23 protein-coding genes are annotated in these 23,330 nt (G+C 61.4%); 12 read left to right on the top strand and 11 right to left on the bottom strand.

Annotated elements, in window-relative coordinates; genetic code table 11:
- The first annotated feature begins 286 nt into the window (after nt 1–286).
- The 3 genes from K3819_RS14355 to nhaB all read left to right on the top strand — a co-directional run bounded on the left by K3819_RS14355 (nt 287) and on the right by nhaB (nt 3,704).
- Nucleotides 287–553, top strand: a complete 267-nt coding sequence (locus K3819_RS14355; RefSeq protein WP_085611679.1) for a hypothetical protein — start codon at nt 287–289, stop codon at nt 551–553.
- 284 nt (nt 554–837) lie between these two features.
- A complete protein-coding gene (locus tag K3819_RS14350; RefSeq protein ID WP_064596372.1) occupies nt 838–2,127 on the top strand; it encodes a hypothetical protein in 1,290 nt (429 codons plus the stop codon).
- A gap of 74 nt (nt 2,128–2,201) precedes the next feature.
- Entirely contained in the window at nt 2,202–3,704 is a 1,503-nt protein-coding gene (gene nhaB / locus K3819_RS14345; RefSeq protein ID WP_221399629.1) for a sodium/proton antiporter NhaB, read from the top strand.
- A 46-nt stretch (nt 3,705–3,750) separates the two neighbouring features.
- Here nhaB and K3819_RS14340 read toward each other — a convergent pair whose 3' ends face one another.
- The 3 genes from K3819_RS14340 to gnd are packed head-to-tail and all read right to left on the bottom strand — an operon-like array spanning nt 3,751 to nt 7,057.
- Complete coding sequence (locus K3819_RS14340) at nt 3,751–4,560, bottom strand: HAD family hydrolase (RefSeq protein WP_221399628.1); 810 nt, start codon at nt 4,558–4,560, stop codon at nt 3,751–3,753.
- Nucleotides 4,557–6,080 carry a glucose-6-phosphate dehydrogenase gene (gene zwf / locus K3819_RS14335; protein WP_221399627.1) on the bottom strand — a complete coding sequence of 508 codons (1,524 nt, stop codon included), beginning with the start codon at nt 6,078–6,080 and terminating at the stop codon, nt 4,557–4,559. The genes K3819_RS14340 and zwf overlap by 4 nt, the downstream gene beginning before the upstream one ends.
- On the bottom strand, nt 6,077–7,057 hold the full coding sequence (gene gnd, locus K3819_RS14330) for a phosphogluconate dehydrogenase (NAD(+)-dependent, decarboxylating) (protein WP_064596363.1): 981 nt from the start codon (nt 7,055–7,057) through the stop codon (nt 6,077–6,079). Before gnd ends, zwf begins: the two co-directional genes overlap by 4 nt.
- A gap of 273 nt (nt 7,058–7,330) precedes the next feature.
- On the opposite strand from gnd, the gene K3819_RS14325 reads away from it, so the two are divergent.
- From K3819_RS14325 to K3819_RS14310, 4 genes are all read left to right on the top strand, one after another.
- Complete coding sequence (locus K3819_RS14325) at nt 7,331–7,513, top strand: DUF6026 family protein (protein WP_007957508.1); 183 nt, start codon at nt 7,331–7,333, stop codon at nt 7,511–7,513.
- A 210-nt stretch (nt 7,514–7,723) separates the two neighbouring features.
- A complete protein-coding gene (locus K3819_RS14320; RefSeq protein WP_221399626.1) occupies nt 7,724–9,475 on the top strand; it encodes a phosphoethanolamine transferase CptA in 1,752 nt (583 codons plus the stop codon).
- A gap of 144 nt (nt 9,476–9,619) precedes the next feature.
- Nucleotides 9,620–11,866: a TonB-dependent siderophore receptor gene (locus tag K3819_RS14315; RefSeq protein ID WP_221399625.1), complete on the top strand. Its 2,247-nt coding sequence runs from the start codon at nt 9,620–9,622 to the stop codon at nt 11,864–11,866.
- A 185-nt stretch (nt 11,867–12,051) separates the two neighbouring features.
- Nucleotides 12,052–12,258 carry a hypothetical protein gene (locus tag K3819_RS14310; protein ID WP_085603949.1) on the top strand — a complete coding sequence of 69 codons (207 nt, stop codon included), beginning with the start codon at nt 12,052–12,054 and terminating at the stop codon, nt 12,256–12,258.
- A 121-nt stretch (nt 12,259–12,379) separates the two neighbouring features.
- Here the strand turns inward: K3819_RS14310 and K3819_RS14305 are convergent, their stop codons facing one another.
- From K3819_RS14305 to K3819_RS14280, 6 genes are all read right to left on the bottom strand, one after another.
- Entirely contained in the window at nt 12,380–12,961 is a 582-nt protein-coding gene (locus K3819_RS14305; protein WP_221399624.1) for a DinB family protein, read from the bottom strand.
- Between the two features lie 16 nt (nt 12,962–12,977).
- Nucleotides 12,978–14,096 carry a cell division protein ZapE gene (zapE, locus tag K3819_RS14300; RefSeq protein ID WP_221399623.1) on the bottom strand — a complete coding sequence of 373 codons (1,119 nt, stop codon included), beginning with the start codon at nt 14,094–14,096 and terminating at the stop codon, nt 12,978–12,980.
- Nucleotides 14,097–14,118: 22 nt separating this feature from the next.
- Complete coding sequence (locus tag K3819_RS14295; protein WP_007957516.1) at nt 14,119–14,460, bottom strand: nuclear transport factor 2 family protein; 342 nt, start codon at nt 14,458–14,460, stop codon at nt 14,119–14,121.
- 51 nt (nt 14,461–14,511) lie between these two features.
- Nucleotides 14,512–15,228: a YafY family protein gene (locus K3819_RS14290; protein WP_221399622.1), complete on the bottom strand. Its 717-nt coding sequence runs from the start codon at nt 15,226–15,228 to the stop codon at nt 14,512–14,514.
- A gap of 89 nt (nt 15,229–15,317) precedes the next feature.
- Complete coding sequence (gene speB / locus K3819_RS14285) at nt 15,318–16,277, bottom strand: agmatinase (protein ID WP_221399621.1); 960 nt, start codon at nt 16,275–16,277, stop codon at nt 15,318–15,320.
- Between the two features lie 26 nt (nt 16,278–16,303).
- Entirely contained in the window at nt 16,304–17,395 is a 1,092-nt protein-coding gene (locus K3819_RS14280) for a polyamine ABC transporter substrate-binding protein (protein ID WP_221399620.1), read from the bottom strand.
- Nucleotides 17,396–17,494: 99 nt separating this feature from the next.
- Between K3819_RS14280 and K3819_RS14275 the strand changes: the two genes are divergently transcribed.
- The 4 genes from K3819_RS14275 (at nt 17,495) to K3819_RS14260 (ending at nt 21,111) form a co-directional block, all read left to right on the top strand.
- A complete protein-coding gene (locus K3819_RS14275) occupies nt 17,495–18,394 on the top strand; it encodes a LysR family transcriptional regulator (protein ID WP_221399619.1) in 900 nt (299 codons plus the stop codon).
- A gap of 99 nt (nt 18,395–18,493) precedes the next feature.
- The gene (locus K3819_RS14270; protein WP_085611690.1) at nt 18,494–19,960 is read left to right on the top strand and encodes a nucleobase:cation symporter-2 family protein; all 1,467 of its coding nucleotides are present in this window, start codon (nt 18,494–18,496) and stop codon (nt 19,958–19,960) included.
- Between the two features lie 69 nt (nt 19,961–20,029).
- Nucleotides 20,030–20,503 carry an LEA type 2 family protein gene (locus K3819_RS14265; protein WP_039768163.1) on the top strand — a complete coding sequence of 158 codons (474 nt, stop codon included), beginning with the start codon at nt 20,030–20,032 and terminating at the stop codon, nt 20,501–20,503.
- 50 nt (nt 20,504–20,553) lie between these two features.
- Nucleotides 20,554–21,111 (top strand): GNAT family N-acetyltransferase, encoded by a 558-nt coding sequence (locus K3819_RS14260; RefSeq protein WP_221399618.1) that lies wholly within the window; start codon nt 20,554–20,556, stop codon nt 21,109–21,111.
- On the opposite strand, the gene K3819_RS14255 is transcribed toward K3819_RS14260, so the two are convergent.
- Nucleotides 21,101–22,024 carry a carbon-nitrogen hydrolase family protein gene (locus tag K3819_RS14255; RefSeq protein WP_221399617.1) on the bottom strand — a complete coding sequence of 308 codons (924 nt, stop codon included), beginning with the start codon at nt 22,022–22,024 and terminating at the stop codon, nt 21,101–21,103. The genes K3819_RS14260 and K3819_RS14255 overlap by 11 nt on opposite strands.
- A gap of 84 nt (nt 22,025–22,108) precedes the next feature.
- Here K3819_RS14255 and K3819_RS14250 point away from each other — a divergent pair, with 84 nt between their 5' ends.
- A complete protein-coding gene (locus K3819_RS14250) occupies nt 22,109–23,023 on the top strand; it encodes a LysR family transcriptional regulator (RefSeq protein WP_221399616.1) in 915 nt (304 codons plus the stop codon).
- Here the strand turns inward: K3819_RS14250 and K3819_RS14245 are convergent, their stop codons facing one another.
- Nucleotides 23,024–23,278 (bottom strand): hypothetical protein, encoded by a 255-nt coding sequence (locus K3819_RS14245; protein ID WP_007957535.1) that lies wholly within the window; start codon nt 23,276–23,278, stop codon nt 23,024–23,026.
- Nucleotides 23,279–23,330 lie beyond the last annotated feature (52 nt).

Raw genomic sequence — 23,330 nt, 5'->3', positions numbered from 1 at the left:
GACTGTTACATTAGCAAGAATTTGACGGGGCCTTGTATCGATTGCTTATAGGTGTACAAGTGAAGCAGTTATAAGAAAGCGCTTTATTAGTTAGCTATCGACTTGATTCTTTCGCCAGGCTTTCAAAAACCGGTCGGAATATTGAAGGTATGAAAGAAATTCGAAATTTCTTCAAATTCGGTGTGACCTGCCAACGGGTTGCGTGCATCAGTACAAGTAACTCGCCGAACGGTAAGCCCAACCGACGGCACATCACTTGACTGGGCACTTAAAGAGAGAAGACCCCATGACCGCCCCGCTCCGTATCAACGAAGCTCTTTTGATTGCCAACCGCGCATTTGAACCGTTTCAATGCGTCGCCTGGGCCCCACAAGATGGCAATGGCGAACTTTGCCTCACCGTGATCGACCGCACCAACTCCCACATCGGTCGCACCCAGATCCCAAGCAGTGCCTACTCTGATCCAGCGCAACTTGAACACCTGTTGCAACAAGCCCGCGCCGAACTGAGCGAAGAAGGCTATACGTTGCAATCCTGGTCGATGCCACACTGATAGTTGCGGGTAATGCGGATGACGCTCAAGTCATCCGCCCTCTTCTGTTAGTTGCCAATCTTTTTCCAACTTCAGTCTTTTGTACAACTTTCCTCGATACTTTCGCGCCTGAATACTTGGCAGGCTTGCGACTGGTTCAAAAAGACACTGTTCTGGCACAGTACGACTCTCCACCTGTTAGTTCTGTCAGTTGTACTTGCGCGTATTCAGGGATTGAATGTCTCGCTCATGCAGTTACCCGTTCCGCCTCCCGGAAATCGGTCGACTCGCAAGGAGAAGCATGCATGTCAACCCAGACCGCCATCGCGTTGCCGACGCTAGCGAAAAACGCCGGACAACTCGACAAAACTTTTTCCAGTAATGGCGTGGCGCAGGTTTACTTCGCCGGCAGTACGTCCAGCCTGACCCAGAGCGTGGCACTTGATGCGCAAGGTCGGATTCTGGTCGCCGCCAAAGTCGGCACGGCTCAGGGCAACTGCTTCGGTCTGGCCCGCTTGCTCGGGGACGGATCGGCGGACCTTGGTTTCGGCAATCAAGGCAGCGTGATCGGCCGGTTCGCCAGCGGATTCGAAGCGACGGGCAGCAAGGTTCAGGTCTTGCCCGACGGGCGGATTCTGCTGGCAGGCCTGCACTATGAATCGGAACACTGCACCCTTCCCGCCCTGGCCCTGTTCGACGCCCAAGGCCGGCCTGACCCGGATTTCGGCGACAACGGCCGGCAAATCGTTCGCTTGCCCGGCGACCTGTCCATGGGCACCCGCGACGCATGGTTGCCGCCGGGCGTTCCGGGCGCCGAAGCCTGCGATTTTGCGGTGCAACCGGACGGACGTATCCTGTTGATCGCCAACCATCACTTCGAACTGGCCGATCACGTCGGCATGCTGATCCGCCTCACACCCGATGGCAGACTCGACCCGTCGTTCAACGGTCGCGGCTTCGTCATGGTTCGCCACTTGCTGCTCAATACCTGGCTCGGCAGCGTGCTGCTGCAAGGAGACGGAAGAATCGTGGTGGCCGGCTCCATCGATTTCCCACAGGAAGGTCTGCTCGCCCGCTACCTGCCGGACGGCCAGCTCGATGAACGTTTTGCGGTGGACGGCTTCATGGCCTTCAAAGTCCAGGGGCACAGTGCACTGGTCAATCAGGTCATCCAGTCGGCGGAGCATTTGCATTGTTTTGGCAGCAGCCGCGATCCGATTCGATGCATGGCGCAGTCTGTCCATGGCAACGGCCGCCCTGACCTGCACTGCAACGGTGGTCAACCGCATTTGCTGGCAATCGGCTCCAGCGGCTGCCAGTGGAGCGCGGCGCAGGTGATGCCGGACGGACGCATGATCGCGGTTGGCGCGACGATCGGCGGTGTTGAAGCCGATTTCATCGTCGCCCGCTATCTGGCCAATGGCAGCCTTGATCGAAGCTTCGGTTCCGGTAATGGCTGGTTGCGCACGCGACTGGGGCGCAGCCTCGATACGGCCACCTCGGTGGCGATACAGCCTGACGGGGGAATTCTGGTGGGCGGCTATTCGCTGGATGGCAACTACCGTGCGATGGTGGCGCGGTATCTGAATCACTGATGCGAATCCGACTGCACTTGATCTTGCCCATCGCTTACGGCAACTTGCGCGCTTCTTAATACAAGGAGCAACCAATGTCCGGTTCGATGGCCCAGGCGTTCGCGCACAACTTTCTCGGGCATTCACCCCGCTGGTACAAGGCGTGTATCGTCGGGTTTCTGCTGCTCAATGCGCTGGTACTGTGGGCCGCAGGTCCGGTCGCCGCCGGCTGGTTGCTGGTGATCGAGTTCATTTTCACCCTGGCCATGGCGCTCAAGTGTTACCCGCTGATGCCCGGCGGCTTGTTGCTGATCGAAGCGCTGCTGCTGAAGATGACCACGCCCCAGGCGCTGTACGAAGAGCTGCAGCACAATTTCCCGGTGATTCTGCTGCTGATGTTCATGGTCGCCGGCATCTACTTCATGAAAGACCTGCTGCTGTTCCTGTTCTCGCGCCTGCTGCTGGGCGTGCGTTCAAAGGCACTGCTGGCCCTGATGTTCTGTTTTCTGTCGGCATTTCTTTCGGCGTTTCTCGACGCGCTGACCGTCACCGCAGTGATCATCAGCGCCGCCGTCGGCTTCTATTCGGTTTATCACCGGGTGGCCTCCGGCAACGACCCGCGCCAGGACAGCGAATTCAGCGATGACCGGCATCTGCCCCAACTACACCACGAGGATCTGGAACAGTTTCGCGCCTTTCTGCGCAGCCTGCTGATGCACGGCGCGGTCGGCACCGCACTGGGCGGTGTCTGCACGTTGGTCGGCGAACCGCAGAATCTGTTGATCGGCCACGAAATGGGTTGGCACTTCGCCGAGTTTTTCCAGAAGGTCGCGCCGGTGTCGCTGCCGGTGCTGGTCGCGGGACTGGTGACCTGCCTGTTGCTGGAGAAACTTCGCTGGTTCGGCTACGGCACGCTGCTGCCGGACAACGTACGTGCAGTGCTCGCCAACTACGCCGCCGAAGACAACGCCGAACGCACGCCACGCCAACGCGCCGCCCTGTTGGTACAAGGCTGCGCTGCGCTGATCCTGATTGCCGGGCTGGCGTTCCATATTGCGGAAGTCGGGTTGATCGGCCTGATGGTGATTGTGTTGATCACTGCATTCACCGGGATCACCGACGAGCACCGACTGGGCAGCGCATTCAAGGACGCCATGCCGTTCACCGCGCTGCTGGTGGTGTTCTTCGCCGTGGTGGCGGTGATTCACGACCAGCAACTGTTTGCGCCACTGATTCAATGGGTGCTGGCACTGCCGGCGGAGCAGCAACCGGGGATGCTGTTCATCGCCAACGGTTTGCTGTCGGCGATCAGTGACAACGTGTTCGTTGCAACGATCTACATAACTGAAGTGAAACAGGCGTTCCTGTCCGGACACATGAGCCGCGAACATTTCGAGACGCTGGCGATTGCGATCAACACCGGCACCAACCTGCCGAGCGTGGCGACGCCCAATGGTCAGGCGGCGTTTCTGTTTCTGCTGACGTCGGCGATTGCGCCGCTGGTGCGGTTGTCGTACGGACGGATGGTGTGGATGGCGTTGCCTTACACCATCGTGATGGGATTGCTTGGCTGGTATGCCGTGAGTTACTGGCTGTAAAAACAACAACGGGAGCCGAAAAGGCTCCCGTTTTTTTATGCCTCGATCAATGCGGCAAGATGTACTTTTCGATGGCTTGCGCCACACCATCCTCGGTGTTCGGCCCGGTCACCACGTCGGCCTGACGCTTCACCGCGTCTTCTGCCTGCCCCATGGCTATCGACAACCCGGCAACATGGAACATCGCCGGATCATTGCCGCCATCGCCAATCGCAGCCGTCTGCGCCAGCGGCAAACCGAGGTGTCCAGCCAGCGTGACCAGCGCCGAGCCCTTGTTCGCCTCGACTGCCGTCACGTCCAGGTACACCGGTTGCGAGCGCGACACCTGCGCGAGGCCCTCGACCTTCGGCAGCAAACGCGCCTCCAGCTCGATCAGCAGTTCGGTGTTGTTGCTGGTGGCCACGATCTTGTCGATGCGCTCCAGATACGGCTCGAAACTCTCCACCACCACCGGCGGATAACCCAGCCCGTGCTGCTCGCGCGGCACCATCGGCCCGTGCGGATCCTTGAGCAGCCAGTCACCACCGCTGAACACCCAGATTTCGACATCCGGCTGATCGGCAAACAACGCCAGCGCCGTAAGCGCGGCCGTGGCCGGCAGGTAATGCGCGACCAGAATGCTGCCATCCGGGTTGACGATCGTGCCGCCGTTGAACGCAGCGGTCGGCAGATCGACGCCCAGGGCTTCGATTTGTTGCAGCATGGCTTTGGGCGGCCGCCCCGTGGCGAGACTGAACAGCACGCCCGCTTCGCGCAGCGAACGAACCGCGTCAATCGTGCGCTGACTCAGGCTGTGATCGGGCAGCAACAGTGTGCCGTCCATGTCGCTCAGAAAAAAACGGATCGGCTCGCTCATCCGAGACCATGCCAGACGCGACCATCGCGAGTCAGCAGGTCATCGGCGGCTTTCGGCCCGTCTTCGCCGGCGGCATAGGTTTGTACACTGGCGTCCTGTTGCCAGGCATCAAGGAACGGCTGTACCGCGCGCCAGCCGTTCTCGATGTTGTCGGCGCGCTGGAACAGCGTCTGGTCACCGGTCAGGCAGTCGTAGATCAGGGTTTCATAGCCGGTGGACGGCTGCATTTCGAAGAAGTCCTTGTAGGCGAAACCCAGCTCGATGTTGGCCATGTTCAGCGCCGGCCCCGGCCGTTTGGCCAGCAGGTCGAACCACATGCCTTCGTTGGGCTGGATCTGGATACGCAGGTAGGTCGGTTGCAATTCGTCGACCTCGGTATCGCGGAACTGCGCATACGGCGCCGGTTTGAAGCAGATGACGATCTCGGTGTCGCGCACGCTCATGCGTTTGCCGGTGCGCAGGTAGAACGGCACGCCGACCCAGCGCCAGTTGTCGATCATCACTTTCAGCGCCACGTAGGTTTCCGTGGTGCTTTCGGGCGAGACGTTGTTCTCGTCGCGATAACCGGACACCGGTTTGCCAGCGACTTCACCGGCGCTGTATTGGCCGCGTACCGAGTTTTCCCGTGCTTCTTCGATAGTCCAGGGGCGGATCGCGCCGACCACCTTGGCCTTCTCGCCCCGCACCGCATCGGCGCCGAACGCGGCCGGCGGCTCCATCGCCACCATGGCCAGCAACTGGAACAGGTGGTTGGGCACCATGTCCCGCAGGGCGCCGGTGTGTTCGTAAAAACTGCCACGGGTTTCGACGCCGACGGTTTCGGCGGCGGTGATTTGCACGTGGTCGATGTAGTGGTTGTTCCAGAACGCTTCGAACAGGCTGTTGGAGAACCGGCTGACCAGAATGTTCTGCACGGTTTCCTTGCCCAGATAGTGATCGATCCGGTAGATCTGCTTTTCCGACATGACCTTGAGCAGGCAGGCGTTCAATGCCTCGGCGGTTTGCAGGTCGGAACCGAACGGTTTTTCGATCACCACCCTTCTGAAGGCTTCCGGGGTTTCTTCGAGCAACCCGGCACTGCCGAGACGGCGCACCACTTCGCTGAAGAAACGTGGCGCGGTGGCCAGGTAGAACACCGCATTGCCGGTGCCGCTGTCGGCGATTTTTGCCGCCAGGGCTGAATAAGTGCTGTCGTCCAGGAAGTCGCCCTGGACGTAGCTGATGCCTTTGGCGAGTTTGGCCCACAAGGCCGGATCAAGCATCTGATCGCCCTTGCCTACTTTCGCTGCCACTTCGGTGCGGATGAAGTCCTCGAGCTTCTGCGCGAAGGCTTCATCGGTAATGGCGTTGTGGTCAACGCCAACGATCCGCAGGCCATCATCCAGCAGGCCGTCGCGACTCAGGTTGTACAGCGCCGGCATGAGCAGGCGCTTGACCAGATCACCGTGGGCGCCGAACAGAAACAGCGTGGTCGGTGGCGCGGGTTCTGCCTTGGATTTCCTGCGGATCGTATGGGTCATTTCTTCGGAGTCTCCACGTGGCCGCCGAAGCCGAAGCGCTGGGCCGAAAGAATCTTGTCGCCGAAAGTGCCCTGGCCGCGCGAGCGGTAGCGCGAGAACAGCGAGTTGGACAGCACCGGTACCGGCACCTTTTGTTCCATGGCCGCTTCGATGGTCCATTGACCTTCGCCGCTGTCGGCCACGGAGCCGGAGAAACCGTCGAGTTTCGGGTCGACCGCCAGGGCGTCGGCGGTCAGGTCGAGCAGCCAGGACGACACCACGCTGCCACGACGCCAGACTTCGGCGATGTCGGCCACGTTCAGGTCGAAACGCTGATCTTCCGGCAGGAGCTCGCTGGATTTGGTCTTGAGGATGTCGAAGCCTTCGGCGAAAGCCGCCATCATCCCGTACTCGATCCCGTTGTGGATCATCTTCACGAAGTGACCGGCACCGGCGGGACCGGCGTGGATGTAGCCGTGCTCGGCACGGTGGTCATCGGACTTGCGGTCCCTGGTGCGCGGGATGTCGCCCATGCCCGGCGCCAGCGCGGCGAACAGCGGATCCAGACGCTTAACGGTCTCGGCATCGCCACCGATCATCATGCAGTAACCGCGCTCCAGGCCCCAGACGCCGCCGGAGGTGCCGACGTCGATGTAGTGCAGGCCCTTCTCGGCCAGGGTCTTGGCCCGGCGGATGTCGTCCTTGTAGTTGGTGTTGCCGCCATCGATGATGGTGTCGCCCGCCTCGAGCAGCGTGCTCAGGGTTTCGATGGTGTCTTCAGTCGGTGCGCCGGCCGGCAGCATGACCCACACCGCACGCGGCTTGGCCAGGCCTGCGACCAGTGCAGGCAGATCGGCGACGCCGGTAGAGCCCTCGGCGGCCAGGGTGTCGACAAAGGCGGTATTGCGGTCGTAAACAACGGTGGTGTGACCGTTGAGCATCAGACGTCGCGCAATATTGCCGCCCATGCGGCCCAGTCCAATAATCCCGAGTTGCATGTGCTGATGCTCCTTACTACAAATAAAAGTGTGTCAAAGGTTATAGCCCAACGTGAATCATGGAGCTTAGTCCAGAGCGTCGGTGTGAAGTTTCCGGGCATTGTGCCCGATCCAGACTGATAACGTCGGGAAACGTGCCGAAGACACAACGACCATGAAAAATAAAAAAGTTCCATTCACGAGCAAAAGAAATCAAAATCGGCGCCGATAGTATTTCAGCAACCGAATTCGGGGCTGAACTACAGTTGAGACACGCCATTTGCGAGGTGAGCAATGGGCACAGTACACACAGCAATGCCGCCACAAACCCTGTACGTCACCATCCGTCGTGATGAATTGCGTCAGTTGAAAGATGAACGCGACCAGCTCAAGCAGGAACTCGCGCAATTGCGCCTGCTGACCCAAGGCGCCGAGCCGCAGCCCTTGCCACGCGTACAGCGCTCGCCCCACGCCTGATCCCCGCCCGCTTCGGGAGCAGCCATTGCTGTTCCCGACATGCTGCACCTCCTGCCCTTTTCGGCAACTAACAAAGTTTTCACATTCGCTTGTTGATACTCCCGCGCATTCTGGCCGTGCGTCTGTGCGCATGGCCTCCGTTCGTCGGGCTCATGCGTCCTTTGCATGAAACGCCCGGTGGTGGATGTAACGACTGAGCTGGAGTGCTGAATGGCGGTGTTCAAACGCAGCAATACGACTGCGACAGGTTTCGACTGGGCCGGTTTTATCTGGCTGTTCGTGTTCTTCTGGTACTTCTCCGGTATCACCCAACTGCTGATCCAGTTGACGGGCACCTCTGGGTTCACCGGGTTCCGCCAGGCCTTCGTGATGAGCGCCGTGTGGCTCGCGCCGATGCTGCTGTTCCCCAAACGCACCCGTCTGCTCGCCGCGCTGATCGGCGTGGTGCTGTGGGCCTGCTCGATGGCCAGCCTGGGTTACTTCTTCATCTACCAGCAGGAATTCTCCCAGAGCGTGATCTTCATCATGTTCGAGTCGAACGTGTCCGAAGCTGGCGAGTACATGACCCAGTACTTCGCCTGGTGGATGGTCCCGGCGTTCCTCGCGCACACCGCGTTCGCCTATTTCCTGTGGACCCGACTGCGTCCGGTATACCTGCCCCGTGGCCGGGCATTCGTCGCCGCCATGGCAATCCTGGTGGCCGTGATCGGTTATCCGCTGGTCAAGCAGACAATGCGTACCGGCAGCTTCGAGCAAGGCTTCGAGAAATTCGAAACCCGCATCGAACCCGCCGTGCCGTGGCAGATGGCCGTGGCTTATCACCGTTATCAGGAAACCCTGGCCGACATGCAGGGCATGCTGCACAGCGCGAGCAAGATCCCGCCGCTGAAAAACCTCAAGGACTCGGCCGCCAATCAGCCGGCGACTCTGGTGCTGGTCATCGGCGAGTCCACCAATCGCCAGCGCATGAGCCTCTACGGTTACCCGCGCAAAACAACGCCGGAACTGGACAAGCTCAAGGATCAGCTGACGGTTTTCGACAACGTCATCACCCCGCGCCCTTACACCATCGAGGCGCTGCAACAGGTGCTGACCTTCGCCGACGAAGAAAACCCGGACCTGTACCTGTCCACGCCGTCGCTGGTCAGCATGATGAAACAGGCCGGTTACAAGACGTTCTGGATCACCAACCAGCAGACCATGACCAAACGCAACACCATGCTCACGACCTTCTCCGAACAGGCCGACGAGCAGGTGTACCTGAACAACAACCGCAATCAGAATGCCGCCCAGTACGATGGCGACGTGATCGAGCCGTTCAACAAGGCCCTGGCCGACGCGGCGCCGCGCAAGTTGATCGTCGTGCATCTGCTCGGTACGCACATGAGCTACCAGTACCGTTATCCGCCGAGCTTCGACAAGTTCCAGGATCGCAACGGCGTTCCGGCCGGTGTGCGTGACGATCAGGTGCCGACCTACAACAGCTACGACAACGCGGTGCTGTACAACGACTTCGTGGTCTCGAGCCTGATCAAGGATTACGCCAAATCCGATCCGAACGGCTTTTTGCTGTACCTCTCCGACCACGGTGAAGACGTGTTCGACTCGGTGGGCCACAGCACGCTGGGCCGCAACGAAAACAAGCCGACGGCGCCGATGTACACCATTCCGTTCATGGCCTGGGCGTCGCCGAAGTGGCGTGAAAACCACGACTGGAGTTTCGCCGGGGATCTGAGCCGCCCTTACAGCAGCTCGCACCTGATCCACACCTGGGCGGACCTGGCCGGTTTGAGTTTCGATGAACTGGATCGCAGCAAGAGCCTGGTCAGCGACAGCTTCAAGCCACGCCCACTGTTGATCGGCAACCCTTACGAACGCGAGCAGCGAGCCCTGATCGACTTCAGCCTGATGAAGCCGAAAAAACCCGCGGCCACGACCACGGAAGTGGTGTTGCAGCAGTAACAAAAAGGGCCGGAAACGGCCCTTTTTTCATATCGGCGAAACATTTTCAAATAACAATATTTCTCGTTTGACACTAAATCGCACTGCCCGCCTTCGTCTTTGAGCAAACGGAATTTTTCCCTCGAAGACAAGGAGTCGGCTGCGATGTTTGCGCCCATCACCCGTTCCATGACCCTCACCCTCGGTCTGTGCAGTGTTGCACTGAGCCCGGATTTGCTGGCTGAAACCGACCAGGAAAAACAGTCGCCCTCCGCTGCGCCGGCCCTGGAGTTGGCCTCCACCAGTGTCACCGCCGAAGGCCTGGGCAGTACCACCGAAAACACCCACGCCTACACCACTGGCGCGATGAGCACGGCGACGCGGTTGAACCTGTCGATCAAGGAGACCCCGCAATCAGTGTCCGTGATCACCCGTCAGCAGATGGATGATTTCAAGCTCGGTACATTGTCCGAGGCCATGAGCCAGACCACAGGCGTCGTGGTGCAGCACAACGATTCGGATCGGGTCAACTATTCGTCTCGCGGCTACTCGATCAACAATTTCCAGATCGACGGCATGCTGAATACCTTCAGCTACATGAAGAGCGACGCCGACACCATCATCTACGATCGTATCGAAGTGGTGCGCGGTGCCACCGGCCTGACGACCGGCGCAGGCGACCCCTCTGCCACCATCAACATGGTGCGCAAACGCCCCACCGCACAATGGCAGGCTCAGGCCGGCGCCAGCGGTGGCAGCTATGACGACTACTACAGCTACGTCGATGTGGGCGGTCCGCTGGCGTTTGACGGACGCCTGCGCGGGCGCAGTGTGCTGGCCTACCGCGACAGCCAGTCGTTCCGAGACAAGTACGCCCTGCAACGGGAAGTCGGCTACGGCATCCTCGAAGCGGATCTGACCGACTCCACCGTGCTGGCCGTCGGTTACGACTACCAGGACAAGCAGGTGCAAGGCACCTCGTGGGGCACCACGCCGTACTGGAATGCCGACGGCAGCAAGGCCGGTCTCGGTCGTTCGACCAATATGGCGACTTCGTGGAGCTCATGGCCATTGCGCGACAAGACCGCGTTCGCCACCCTCGATCAGCAACTGGCGGCCGGCTGGCATTTGAAGGCGGCCTACACCCACCGCAAGAGCGACGGTGACGGCAAGGTCTACTACGCCGGCTCCGGCTTCCCGGAGCCTGACCGCAGCGGCATGACCGCGACCATCGGCCACATGATCGGCGACCAGAGCATGCGCGCCTACGACCTCAATCTGTCCGGCCCTTACTCGCTGTTTGGCCGCGAACACGAACTGATGTTCGGCTACGGCGAGGCCGAGCGCCGCTCGAACGATCCGTACAACGTTGATGGCCCGCGCGCATCCGATTACGAAAGCGTGCGCGACTGGAAATACATGGGCGGCATCAACAAGTTCCCCGACACCACCACCCGCCTGCCGAGCTTCAAGGACAGTACTCGGCAAAAGGCAGGCTACCTTGCCACGCGCCTGAGCCTGACCGACGAACTGCACGCGGTGCTGGGCAGCCGCTACGGCAGTTGGGAGGCCTCGAGCAAGACCTACGCCTACGATCAGAATCTGCAACTGACCGGCGTCGATGCCAGCAGCCAGCAACACAACGACATGTGGACGCCCTACGCCGGCCTGCTCTACGACCTGACACCGGAGTACACCGTTTACGTCAGTTACACCGACATTTTCAAACCGCAGGCCGTGCGTGACGCCAGTCGCAACTACATCGATCCGGTGGTTGGCAGCAACTATGAAGTGGGACTCAAAGGTAGCTTGCTGGAGGAGCGCCTGAACGTGTCCACCGCCGTGTTCTGGAGCAAGCAGGACAACGTCGCCGAGGTCGATGAGTCGGTGCTGCCCGATCCGGACACCGGTGAGCAGTTCTACAAGTCCGGCGGCAAGGGCAACAAGGTCAACGGGTTCGAAGCCGAGGTCTCGGGCGAAATCCTCGATGGCTGGAACATGACCGCCGGCTATACCTACACCCACTCGGTCAACGGCGAGAAAAACCGCACCAACACCAACCAGCCCCTGAACCTGCTCCGCCTGTCCACGGCCTATCGCCTGCCGGGCAACTGGAATGCCCTGACCGTGGGCGGCGCGGTGAACTGGCAGAGCGACGTCTACGGCAACGCCAACCGCCCGGTCGGGCGCGGTGCCAATGGCCGGATCATCACCGAGCGTGCGCGAATCAGTCAGGACGCCTACACGGTGGTGAAACTGATGTCGCGCTACGAGTTCGACAAACACCTGTCCGCGTCCCTCAACGTCGACAACCTGTTCGACAAGAAGTATTACGACAACGTCGGCTTCTATAACGGCGTGTACTGGGGCGATCCACGCACCGTCACGCTAAGTCTCGACTGGAAACTCTGACGCCCTTCCCCCGCGACCTGCACGCGTCATTTGCGCGTGCAGCGTTCATCCGATACGCCCTGGAAACTTACGGTAAAACCTACACTGAACGAGCGTTAACCTCTTGTTAATGCCCTCGACGGACACTGCGCCCCGAGGCTTAGATTCATGGATGAACGGCTCCGACATTTTTCGTAGGAGGCACCATGAAAACCACGACTGCAATCCTTGCCGGTCTACTCACCCTGGCATCCGCCAGCGCATTCGCCGAAGGCGGCGCCGAGCGCATGAGACATTACTGGGCAAACTTCCCGGTTCATTCCGCACAGAGCCAGCAGGCTGAGGCGAAGACCAACGAACTCAAGGTCCCGGACGACCAGACAGCCCAGGTCACCGAGTCCTATCGCCCTTGAGCGAACGCTTTACCGATGGACCTGCGCTGGCCCGGCTCTGGCCTCGCAGATGACAGTTGGGCGCCCTTTGCGGGCGCCCTTTTTTATGCCTGCTGATCCTGGGTCGGCAGAATCCAAGACATCAGTGCCCCCAGATAAGCTCTTCGGTCCAGCCCAGTTCGGCGAAATCCTCGGCTCGCATACCGGATTCGCCGGCACAGAAAAACTCGTCCAGTTGCGGCGGTTTTACCGAGGTGCCGCTGAGCATCGCGTGGACCTGGCCACGGTGGTGGATCTGATGTTCGAACAGGTGCGAGATCATCCGCAGACGGCTGTCGTGCTGTGGCGTGTCGCGGGCGATGGTGACAATGCGCCCCAGATCGGCATCGCGCAGTTGCTCGCAGTAGGCGATCAGCCTGCGGTCGACATGGGCCTGTTCACGGCGCAAGGCCTGTGACTCGGTGAAGGGTTCGTCAGCGTTGAAGAACACGTAGCAATCGGGATGCGGTTCGTCACCGCGCAACTCCCGCTCCAGCGCGTCGACGTAGAACCAGTCGCAGGTGAGGATATGGTTGAGGGTCAGGCGGATGCTCGGGAAGAAACTGGCCCGTGGCGCCGCCAGCTCCGTGTCGTCGAGCTGGCTCCAGGCCTTGGCCAGTCGATGGTTGGCCCAAGCATTCTGATAAGCCATGGTCAGCAAATGGTGGGACAGGGGCTGAGTCATGTGGCGCCTCCGTGTTTCAGGTCTCGGCGAAGCGTTGCAGCTGCATCTCCTGCAAGCGGCTGAGGGTCCGGCGGAACGGGAATTCCAGATAGCCCTCGGTATACAGCGCGTCCATCGGCACTTCAGCCTCGATGAACAGCGGCACCTTGCGGTCGTAGCACTCGTCGACCAGCGCGATGAAGCGGCGCACGCCGTCGTCATGCACCGACAACTGCGGCAATTCGCGATCGCCGGCCACCACCCGCTCCGCGCCATCCTCGGTGCCACGGGCGATCCGCCCTTCGCGTTTTTTCGCGCTGAGGTTCGGCACCTCGCTCAACAGGATAGCCCGGTAGGTGTCGCACAGCGCGATGAAATCCATGGCGGCGAACGGTTGCTCGCACAGGTCGGCGTAACGGCACCACAGCACCGAATCGCTGGCCTGCACCACGTTCAGGGCACGGTAACCGACCGGCACCGGTTCGCCACTGACGGTTTGCCCGGTGGCCAAGGCGTCGAACACCTGGCTTAGCGCGCTACCCTGCCCCGGCTGAGTGACCCAGTAACGCCGCTCGATGGCACCGGGATGCAATCGGTGATCTTCGGCACCATTCACTGCGACCACTTTCATGTGCTGCTGGATCGCGGTGATCGCCGGCAGGAAGCGGTCGCGGTTGAAGCCGTCGGCATACAGCTGATCCGGTGGCAGGTTGGAAGTGCAGACCACCACCACGCCCTCGTCGAACATCACTTGAAACAAGCGCCCGAGAATGATTGCGTCGCCGATGTCATTGACGAACAGCTCGTCGAAACACAGCACTCGCACTTCAGCCGCCAGCTCACGGGCCAGGGCCCGCAACGGATCGGCGATCCCGGTCAACTGAAAGGAGCGCTGGTGCACCCAGCCCATGAAGTGGTGAAAGTGCTGCCGCCGCGCCGGCACCCGCAGGCTCTGATGAAACTGGTCCATCAGCCAGGTCTTGCCGCGCCCGACCGGGCCCCACAGGTAAACGCCGGTGACCGAACGGGCACCGGCGTGCAGGGCTTCATGGCATTTTTGCAAGGCCCAGACCGCGTGTTCCTGGGCTTCATCCTGGATGAAGCCCTTGTGGTCGACGGCATATTGCCAGGCGCTCAGGGGGGAGTCGAAAGTCATGCGCGGCAGTATGCCACGACGGCTACAGGGAAATATCCAGCCGAGCGATTTTGCCCTGTTCGTTGAGGCGGAACGTGTAACGCAGCTCCAGCGGGCTGCCGGGAAACGTTCCGGAGATCAGCCCTTGCACCAGTACTTTGCCGGTGCGCTGCTGGACGCCGAGCACTTCGACCCGTGGCTGATAGCGCTGGGCGGTGTCCTGCATCCAATTGGCGATGGCCTGCGGGCCGACCTGATGATGGCCTTCATCGAACACATGGGCATCCTCGGCAAAAAAACTGCCGACCCGGGACGTATCGCGAGCATTGGCAGCATTGATGTACTCAACGATGGCCGGGGCGAGTATCGAGGTGGGATGAAACATGAGTGCAGCTCCTTTTTTCGGGTTCTGTCGCCATCCTAGAACAGCCCTGCGTCAATTCCTGTCAGGAGTGAAACGGCCGTTTTCGTCCAGTTGCATCAGCCGCTGCCAGGTGCGCAACAGGTCGCTGCGGCGCCCCGGATAGCGCTCGCCCTGCAGGCTGGCGGCGGCAATCCGGTCGGTGCGAAACGTACGATAGGCGCCGCGCAATTCGCACCACGCGACGATGATCCGCACCTCGTTGAGAAAGCCCAGCGCCAGCGGCCAGATCAACCGCTGGCTTTGCACCTGCTGCGCATCGGCGTAATGGATGTGCAGCTTGGCCTGATCGCGGATGGCGTGGCGGAACACGTTCAACGGCACGGCGTTTTGCGGAAAACCGTAACCCGGCGGCCCGGGCATGACGGTCGGATTGCGCAGCGCCTCCTGGGCCTGCGGGTCCAGCACCGCAGCGATTTTCGCCAGTGCATCCGCAGCCGCTTTGCTCAGCACCTCGTCGCCGCGCTGATCGACATACCGCAGGCCCAGCACGATGGCTTCGGTCTCGTCGGCGTTGAGCATCAGCGGCGGCAGAAACAGACCGCTGCGCAGCACATACCCGATGCCCGCCTCGCCATGGATCGGCGCGCCGAGGGCGGTCAGTTCGGCGATATCGCGATAGAGGGTGCGTTCGGAGATTTCCAGCTCGGAGGCCAGTGTTGCTGCGGTGACCGGGCGCTTCTTGCCACGCAGCACTTGCAACAGGGTCAACAGTCGAGTGGTTCGCGACACGGTGTGAGGCTCTGGGCAGAAAATTTGCCGGAGCTTAGCAGAGCCTGGTGTCAGAAATTGTCAGGAGCTTTCACCAGGCTCGGAGGGGATCACGCGTCGACTTTATGCCTGGCCGCGTACAGGCAAAGCATCTCCATGGCCAGGGTTGCCGCCGCCAGCGACGTCACATCCGCATGGTCATAGGCCGGCGCCACTTCCACCACGTCCATGCCCACCAGATTGATCCCGCGCAGGCCGCCAAGGATCTCCAGCGCCTGCACTGTGCTCAGGCCGCCGCACACCGGCGTACCGGTGCCCGGCGCAAAGGCCGGATCCAGACAATCGATGTCGAACGTCAGGTACACCGGGTGATCGCCGACCCGCGCGCGAATCGCGTCAACAATTGCTTCGCAACCACGGCGATGCACCTGCCGCGCATCGAGCACCTGAAAGCCCTGATGATCGTCATTGGTGGTGCGCAAACCGATCTGCACCGAACGCGCCGGATCCACCAACCCTTCCCGCGCTGCGTGCCAGAACATGGTGCCGTGATCGACCCGTTTGCCGCCCTCGTCCGGCCAGGTGTCGCTGTGGGCATCGAAGTGGATCAGCGACAACGTGCCGTGCTTGCGCGCATGGGCCTTGAGCAGCGGATAGCTGATGAAGTGATCGCCGCCGAAGGTGAGCATGGCGCTGCCGGAACCGAGGATGTGCTCGGCGTGAGCCTCGATGCTTTCCGGGATGGTGTGCGGCGAGCCGTAATCGAAGTCGCAATCGCCGTAATCGATCACCGCCAGATGATCGAACGGGTCGAACGTCCATGGCCAGTGCCGTTCCCAGGCAATCCCGGTGGACGCCGCGCGAATCCCGCGCGGCCCGAAACGTGCGCCAGGACGGTTGCTGGTGGCGGTGTCGAACGGTACACCGCTGACCGCCACGTCCACGCCGCGCAGGTCGCGGCTGTAGCGTCGGCGCATGAAACTGGTGATCCCGGCGTAAGTGCTTTCGGCAGCAGTGCCGTAAAGGCTGTCACGGGTCAGGGCCTGATCGTTTTGCACTGGCACGTCCATCGGTGTGCTCCTGTTGTTATGAAAGGCTATTGGCGGCTACGGAAAGTGGTCCACAGGCGTGTGCGCTGGCGCATGTCCTTGAGGCTCATGCTGTGGTCGGCGTACAGCCGCTCGCGCACTTCGGGTTTTGGGAAAATGTCCGGATCGCTGCGCACCGCCTCATCCACCAGCGGCATGGCGGCCTGGTTGGCGGTGGCGAAGAACAGCGTATTGGTCAGCGCCGCCACGGATTCGGGGCGCAACATGAACTCGATGAAAGTCCTTGCGGCTTCGGGGTGGGGCGCGTCTTTCGGGATGGCGAGGTTGTCCTGCCACACCAGCGTGCCTTCCTTGGGAATCCGGTAAGCGACTTCGAACGGCTTGTTGGCCTTGCGCGCCTGATCGGCGGCCATACTCGCGTCACCGTTGTAGGTCAGCGCCAGGCAGACGCTGCCGTTGGCCAGATCATTGATCTGCCGACCGGTGGCGACGTACAGCACCGATGGCTGCAACTGCTGCAACAAGGCTTCGGCGGCGGCCAGATCTTTCTTGTCGGTGCTGTAGGGATCTTTCCCGAGATAGTGCAGCGCCAGGCCGATCACTTCCTGTGGCGAATCGAGAATCGCGATCCCGCAATCCTTGAGCTTGCTGGCGTATTCGGGTTTGAACAGCAGATCAAGGCTGTTGAGCGGCACGTCGGGCAGCCGCTGCTTCACGGCGTCGACGTTCATGCCCAGGCCGAGCGTGCCCCAGGTGTAAGGCACGCCGTAACGGTTGCCGGGATCGACCGCCGCCAGTTTTTCCAGCAGATCCGGATCAAGATTGGCGTAACCCTTGAGCCCTTCGTGGGGGATCTCCTTCAACGCGCCGGCGGCCAACCCACGGGCCAGCACGCTGGACGAAGGCACCACCACGTCGTAACCGCTGCCACCGGTGAGCAGCTTGGTTTCCAACACCTCTGAGGTATCAAAGGTGTCGTAGCGCACGTGGATGCCGGTTTCCTTTTCGAAGCGCTGCAAGGTTTCCGGCGCCACGTAATCGGCCCAGCTGTAGAGATTGAGCGTCTTCTCTTCGGCCTGGGCGGCGATGGAGACGGTAAGCAACAACGCGGGCAAACACAGCTTGAAGACGGGAGCCATGACGAACACCTGACCGAAGGAAGTGGTGGCAGGATGCGCCGTCGGATACATTCGAGAAATATCAAGTTTGTTAACCTGACTTTATCCCGGAGTAATGTGATGCTCGGTCAGCTCCACGATGTCGATCTTCAGCTTCTGCGGCTGTTTCTCGGCGTGGTCGAATCCAATGGTTTCAGTGCTGCTCAAGGCGAACTGGGCCTGAGCCAGTCGAGCATCAGCCAGCAAATGGCCAAGCTTGAAACCCGTCTCGGCTATCGGGTGTGCAACCGTGGCAAGGCCGGTTTCAGCCTGACGCCCAAGGGCGAACAGCTGTTGATTGCCGCCCGGGCGCTGTTCGATTCGATCGAAACCTTCCGCCATCAATCCAACGGCGTCGCCGGACGATTGATCGGTGAAGTGCGGCTGGGTCTGTCGGAAGCGGTCGATCAGTCGGTGCTGCAACGGGTGGCGGATGCGATCCGCCGGTTTCGCGAGCGGGACGAATCGGTGCGCATCGAGCTGATCAGCGCCATGCCCGGCGAAATGGAACGCCTGCTGCTGCAACAGCGGCTGGACCTGGCCATAGGTTACTTCTCCCAGGTGCAGAGCGCGTTCGATTACCGCGAACTGTTCAGCGAAACCCAACATCTGTACTGCGCGCCCGGCCACCCGCTGTTTACCGACGATGCGCCCGATGATGCGGCGTTGCAGGCCTGCGACCGGGTCGATCACCCGTACAGGTTTCTGCGTAGTGACGAGCCGTTCCAGGGCAAGGTCTGCTCGGCACGCTCGGAACAGGTCGAAGGCACCCTCGCCTTCATTCTGTCCGGCAAACACGTCGGTTATCTGCCCGACCATTACGCCCGCCAATGGCAGGACAAGGGCCTGTTGCGACCGGTCCGCGAAGGCGAGTTGAGCTTTGACGTGGCGTTCCATCTGGCCCGCCATCGGGCACAAGTACCCGGCGAGGCGCAGAAAGCCTTTGAGCAGGATCTGCTCTGCGCCTTTGGTCGAACCTGACCTTTTGGGCAGTTTTAATGCGTTGCCCTCGTCTCCCGCTTACGGCATCCTGCGCACCCATTTTCCGACCCGGCCCCGCATTGCGGCACGCAGACCACCATGACCGTCTCTGAAAAAGCCCCGCGCAACAACGATCTGATCTACGGCCTCAACGACCGTCCGCACTTCACCGCAACGGTGTTTGCCGCCCTGCAACACGTGCTGGCCAGCTTCGTCGGCATCATCACCCCGACCCTGATCATGGGCGGCGCCCTCGGCCTGCAAAGCGAAATTCCGTACCTCATCAGCATGGCGCTGTTCGTCTCGGGCCTCGGCACCTTCGTTCAGGCCAAGCGCTTCGGCCCGGTCGGTTCGGGGCTGCTGTGCCTGCAAGGCACCAGTTTTTCCTTTATCAGCGTGATTCTCAGCGCCGGCTTCATGGTCAAGGCCCGGGGCGGCGGCACCGATGAAATCCTGTCGACGATCTTCGGCGTGTGCTTCTTCGCGGCGTTCATCGAAGTGGTGCTGAGCCAGTTCATCGGCAAGTTGCGCATGCTGATCACCCCGGTGGTGACCGGCACCATCATCACGCTGATGGGCCTGTCGCTGATCAAAGTGGCGATGACCGACATTGCCGGCGGCTTCGGCGCGGCGGATCTGGGCGCGGCCAGTCACGTGTTCCTGGCAGCGCTGGTGCTGGGCACCATCGTGGTGTTGAACCGGGTTGACGTGCCGTTCCTGCGGTTAGGCGCAATCGTTATCGGCCTGACCCTCGGCTACGTGGTGGCGTGGCTGATGGGCACCGTGGACTTCGCCAATCTGCCCGAAGTGCCGGTGGTGAGCGTACCGGTGCCGTTCAAGTACGGTTTCAACTTTGATTGGGTGGCGTTCGTGCCGGTGGCGGTGATTTTCCTGGTGTCGCCGCTGGAAGCCGCCGGTGACCTGACTGCCAACTCGATGATCTCGCGGCAACCGGTCAAAGGCCCGCTGTACATCCGCCGGATCAAGTCCGGGCTGCTCGCCGACGGCCTCAACTCGGCCATGGCGGCGGTGTTCAACAGCATGCCGATGGTGACCTTCGCCCAGAACAACGGGGTGATTCAGCTGACGGGCGTGGCCAGCCGCTACGTGGCGTTCTTCATTGCCGGTCTGCTGGTGTTGCTGGGACTGTTCCCGATGATCGGCGCGGTGCTGCAACTGATGCCGAAACCGGTGCTCGGCGGCGCAGAGCTGGTGATGTTCGGCACTGTGGCGGTGGCCGGGATCAAGATCCTCGCCGAGGCCGGCCTGCATCGGCGCAACATGCTGATCGTGGCGATTTCCGTCGGCATGGGTCTGGGCATCGCCGCCGTGCCGGAAGTGCTGCGCGAGCTGCCGCAGGCGCTGCGCAATATTTTCGAATCGCCGATCACCGTCGGCGCGCTGTGTGCCATCGTGCTGAATATCTTCCTGCCGGAAGAATTCATCGAGCTGGAAGAAGATGACTTCGATCCGGAAGCCTCTATCCTTCAGGTCATGGAAAACCCCGACCTGCCGGCCAAAGCTGAACCCGCAACAAACGCCGCTGTCGCACAGTTGAACCGTTGATCCTGTCCGCTCCATCAAAAAGGGCTGATACCGGCAACGGTTCAGCCCTTTTTCAATGAGAGAGCATCAATGCGCCGCCTCCAAGCCGTCATCCTGTCCCTGCTTCTGCTCTCCCTCAGCGCCTGCGCGCTGTTCCCCAACCGCGACCCGGTGAACATCAACGTGGTCGGCCTCGAACCGCTGCCGAGCCAGGATCTGGAAGTGCGCTTCGCGATCAAGCTGCGCGTGCAGAACCCCAATGAAACGCCCATCGACTACAACGGCATCGCGCTGGATCTGGAGGTCAACGGCCACTCGCTGGCGTCGGGTGTGAGCGATCAGACCGGCTCGATTCCACGATTCTCCGAAACAATCGTCAGCGTCCCCGTGAGCATTTCCGCGTTCTCGGTGCTGCGCCAGACCCTCGGCCTGAGCCAGACCCAAACCCTCGACAACCTGCCCTATGTGCTGCGCGGCAAACTGGCGGGCGGGCTGTTTGGCACGATGCGCTTTGTCGATACCGGCAAGCTCAGTCTGCCGAGGGCCAGTGCCGCAACCTGGTAAAGATGCGGTAGTCTGCACGGCCCACTGTCAGAACATGGAAGTCGTGGTTTATGCAAGACACGCCCACGCTGTATACCGAACGGCTGATTTTGCGTCCGCTTGAACTCGCGGATGCCGAGGCCATCCAGCAGCAATTTCCCCACTGGGAAGTGGTGCGGTATCTGAATGTCTTCGTGCCCTGGCCTTACCCGGACGACGGCGCCCTCACCTACCTGTGCGACATTGCGCTGCCTGCCGTTGCGGCCGGCAAAGAGTGGCACTGGACGATTCGCCTAAGATCGGCGCCAGAGCAATTGATCGGCAACATCAGCCTGATGGACGAGCCGGACAACCACCGTGGGTTCTGGCTCGCCCCGGCCTGGCAGGGTCAGGGCCTGATGACCGAAGCCAGCGAAGCCGTGACCCGGTATTGGTTCGAAACCCTCGATCAACCGTTGATGCGCGTACCGAAAGCCGCACCGAACCTCGGTTCGCGAAAGCTCTCGGAGCGTAGCGGCATGCGCTTGATCCGCACCGATGAGGACGACTTTGTCGGCGGTCGCTTCCCACGGGAAATCTGGGAAATCACCCGCGAAGAATGGCGGCGCCGATTAACCGTCAAACCGTAAAACGCACGCCGGGTTTCACCCGCTCGTCGACGCTCAGTTCGAACACATCCGGCCGTGCATAGTGGCCGACCACGTCGTAGTCATAGCGGGCGCGCACCAGTTCGGCGGTGTCGATCTCGGCGGTGAGCAGTCCGGCCTCGCCGCGCAACGGCCCGGCCAGCACATCGCCCATCGGCCCGACGATCACGCTGCCGCCGGCGATCAGCGGCCGATCCCCCGGCCAGTTGGCAACTTCCACGCCCAGCTCATTCGGCGAGGCCTGGACTTGACAGGCGCTGACCACAAAACAGCGCCCTTCATGAGCGATGTGGCGCATGCTCACCTGCCACATCTCGCGCTCATCCACAGTCGGCGCGCACCAGACCTCGATGCCCTTGGCGTACATCGCCGTGCGCATCAGCGGCATCATGTTTTCCCAGCAGATCACGGCGCCGAGTTTGCCGACCTGAGTATCGAGCACCGGCAGCGTCGAGCCGTCGCCCTTGCCCCAGATCAGCCGTTCGGTGCCGGTGGGCATCAGTTTGCGGTGCTTGGCCACCAGGCCCGCCTGCGGGTCGAAATACAGCGCGGTGCAATGCAAAGTGCTGCCGGCCCGTTCGATCACACCGATCACCAGATTGGCGCCGGTGCGCGCCGACAACCCGGCCAGCGCTTCGGTTTCCGCCCCCGGCACATCGATGGCGTTGGCGAAGTAACGGGCGTAGGCCTCACGGCCTTCCGGCAAGCGATAACCCAGCTGCGTGCCGAACCCCTCGCCTTTCGGGTAACCGCCGAGCAAGGCTTCGGGCATCACCACCAGCGCGGCGCCGGATTCGTTGATCGCGGTTTCCCAGCTCAGGATCTGTTCCAGGGTCTCAGCCTTGCCACCGGGCAAGGCGCCGATCTGCAGGGCGGCAACAATTGATTTGGGCATGGCGGTCACTCCGTGAAGTTCAGGTGTTGCTCATTCTCCGGCGTCACGGGATCATGAATAAAGACCGATCCACTGCTGATTGATATGAGCCAAATGAATATCGCAACCGTCGACCTCAACCTGCTGAAAGTCTTTGAAGCCCTGCATGAAGAGTCCAGTGCCAGCCGCGCGGCGTTGCGCCTGGGCGTGACCCAGTCGGCGGTCAGCGCGGCCTTGCGCCGGTTGCGCGAACTGTATGGCGATCAATTGTTCGTGCGCACCGGCCGGGGGCTGGCGCCGACGCTCAAGGCCAATCAGTTGAAACCGGTGGTCAGCGATGCCCTGAACAAATGCCGGCAAAGCCTGGCGATGGTCGACCCGACCGCCAATCATTACGAAGGACGTTCGGTCACTGTGGGCCTTTCGGATGACTTCGAGATCGCTTACGGCCGTCGGCTGATCGAGGAAATCGCCCGTCGCGCACCGAAACTGCGGCTGATTTTCCGCCAGACCCACAGCCAGATCGTCGCCCGGGCGCTGATGGAACGCAGCATCGATCTGGCGATCACCGCCGGCGGATTTGCCGAGCGGCTGCTCAGCCGTCAGGTGTTGGGTGAAGGGGGTTACGCGTGTCTGGTGGATCCGGCGAGCCTGGCGCCGGGTCAGCAGCAGATCGATCTGGAAGAATTCGTCACCCGCGAGCACCTGCTGGTGTCGTCGGGCGGTTTTATCGGGATCACCGATGAAGGGCTGGCGGCGCTGGGCCGGACTCGCCGGGTCTGCGCCTCGACCACGCATTTCGCCGCGTTGCCGCATCTGCTCAAGGGCAGCGAGGCGGTGGCGACCATTCCGACCCACGCCGCGCAGGCCATTGCTTCAATGAGCGGGCTGGCGCTGCTGCCCTGCCCGCTGGCGCTGCCGCGCTACCCGATCGAACTGGGCTGGCGCACCAGCACCCAGATCGATCCGGTGGTGCTGACGGTGCGCGAAGCGATTGGCGCCAGCTTCAGAACCGAGTGATTACTTGTTGGCCGCCATCAGGCGATTGACTTCACTGCGCACCATGTTGGCGAATTCCGGCGGCGACATGCCGTCCAGTTCCGCGCGCACGAACTCGGCCCATTTGCCCTTGCGCTTGGAGCGCTCGCCGAACAACCGCGCGGCCTCGCCCTTGGCTTTGCCCAGATTGTTCTGCCAGAGTTCGAACAGTCGGGATTTCTCATCTTCCAGCGCGGCGCGCTCTGCGAGGGATTTGTCGGCCAGATTGAAACTCATCGGGAATTACCTGCTGCATGAAATGGCGACATCTTACACGCTGGACGGAAAC

The sequence above is a fragment of the Pseudomonas sp. 3-2 genome (assembly GCF_019710535.1).
Taxonomy (GTDB): Bacteria; Pseudomonadota; Gammaproteobacteria; order Pseudomonadales; family Pseudomonadaceae; genus Aquipseudomonas; species Aquipseudomonas pharyngis.
Note: the sequence above shows the minus strand (reverse complement) of the source record. Positions and strands in the feature narration are given on the sequence as shown.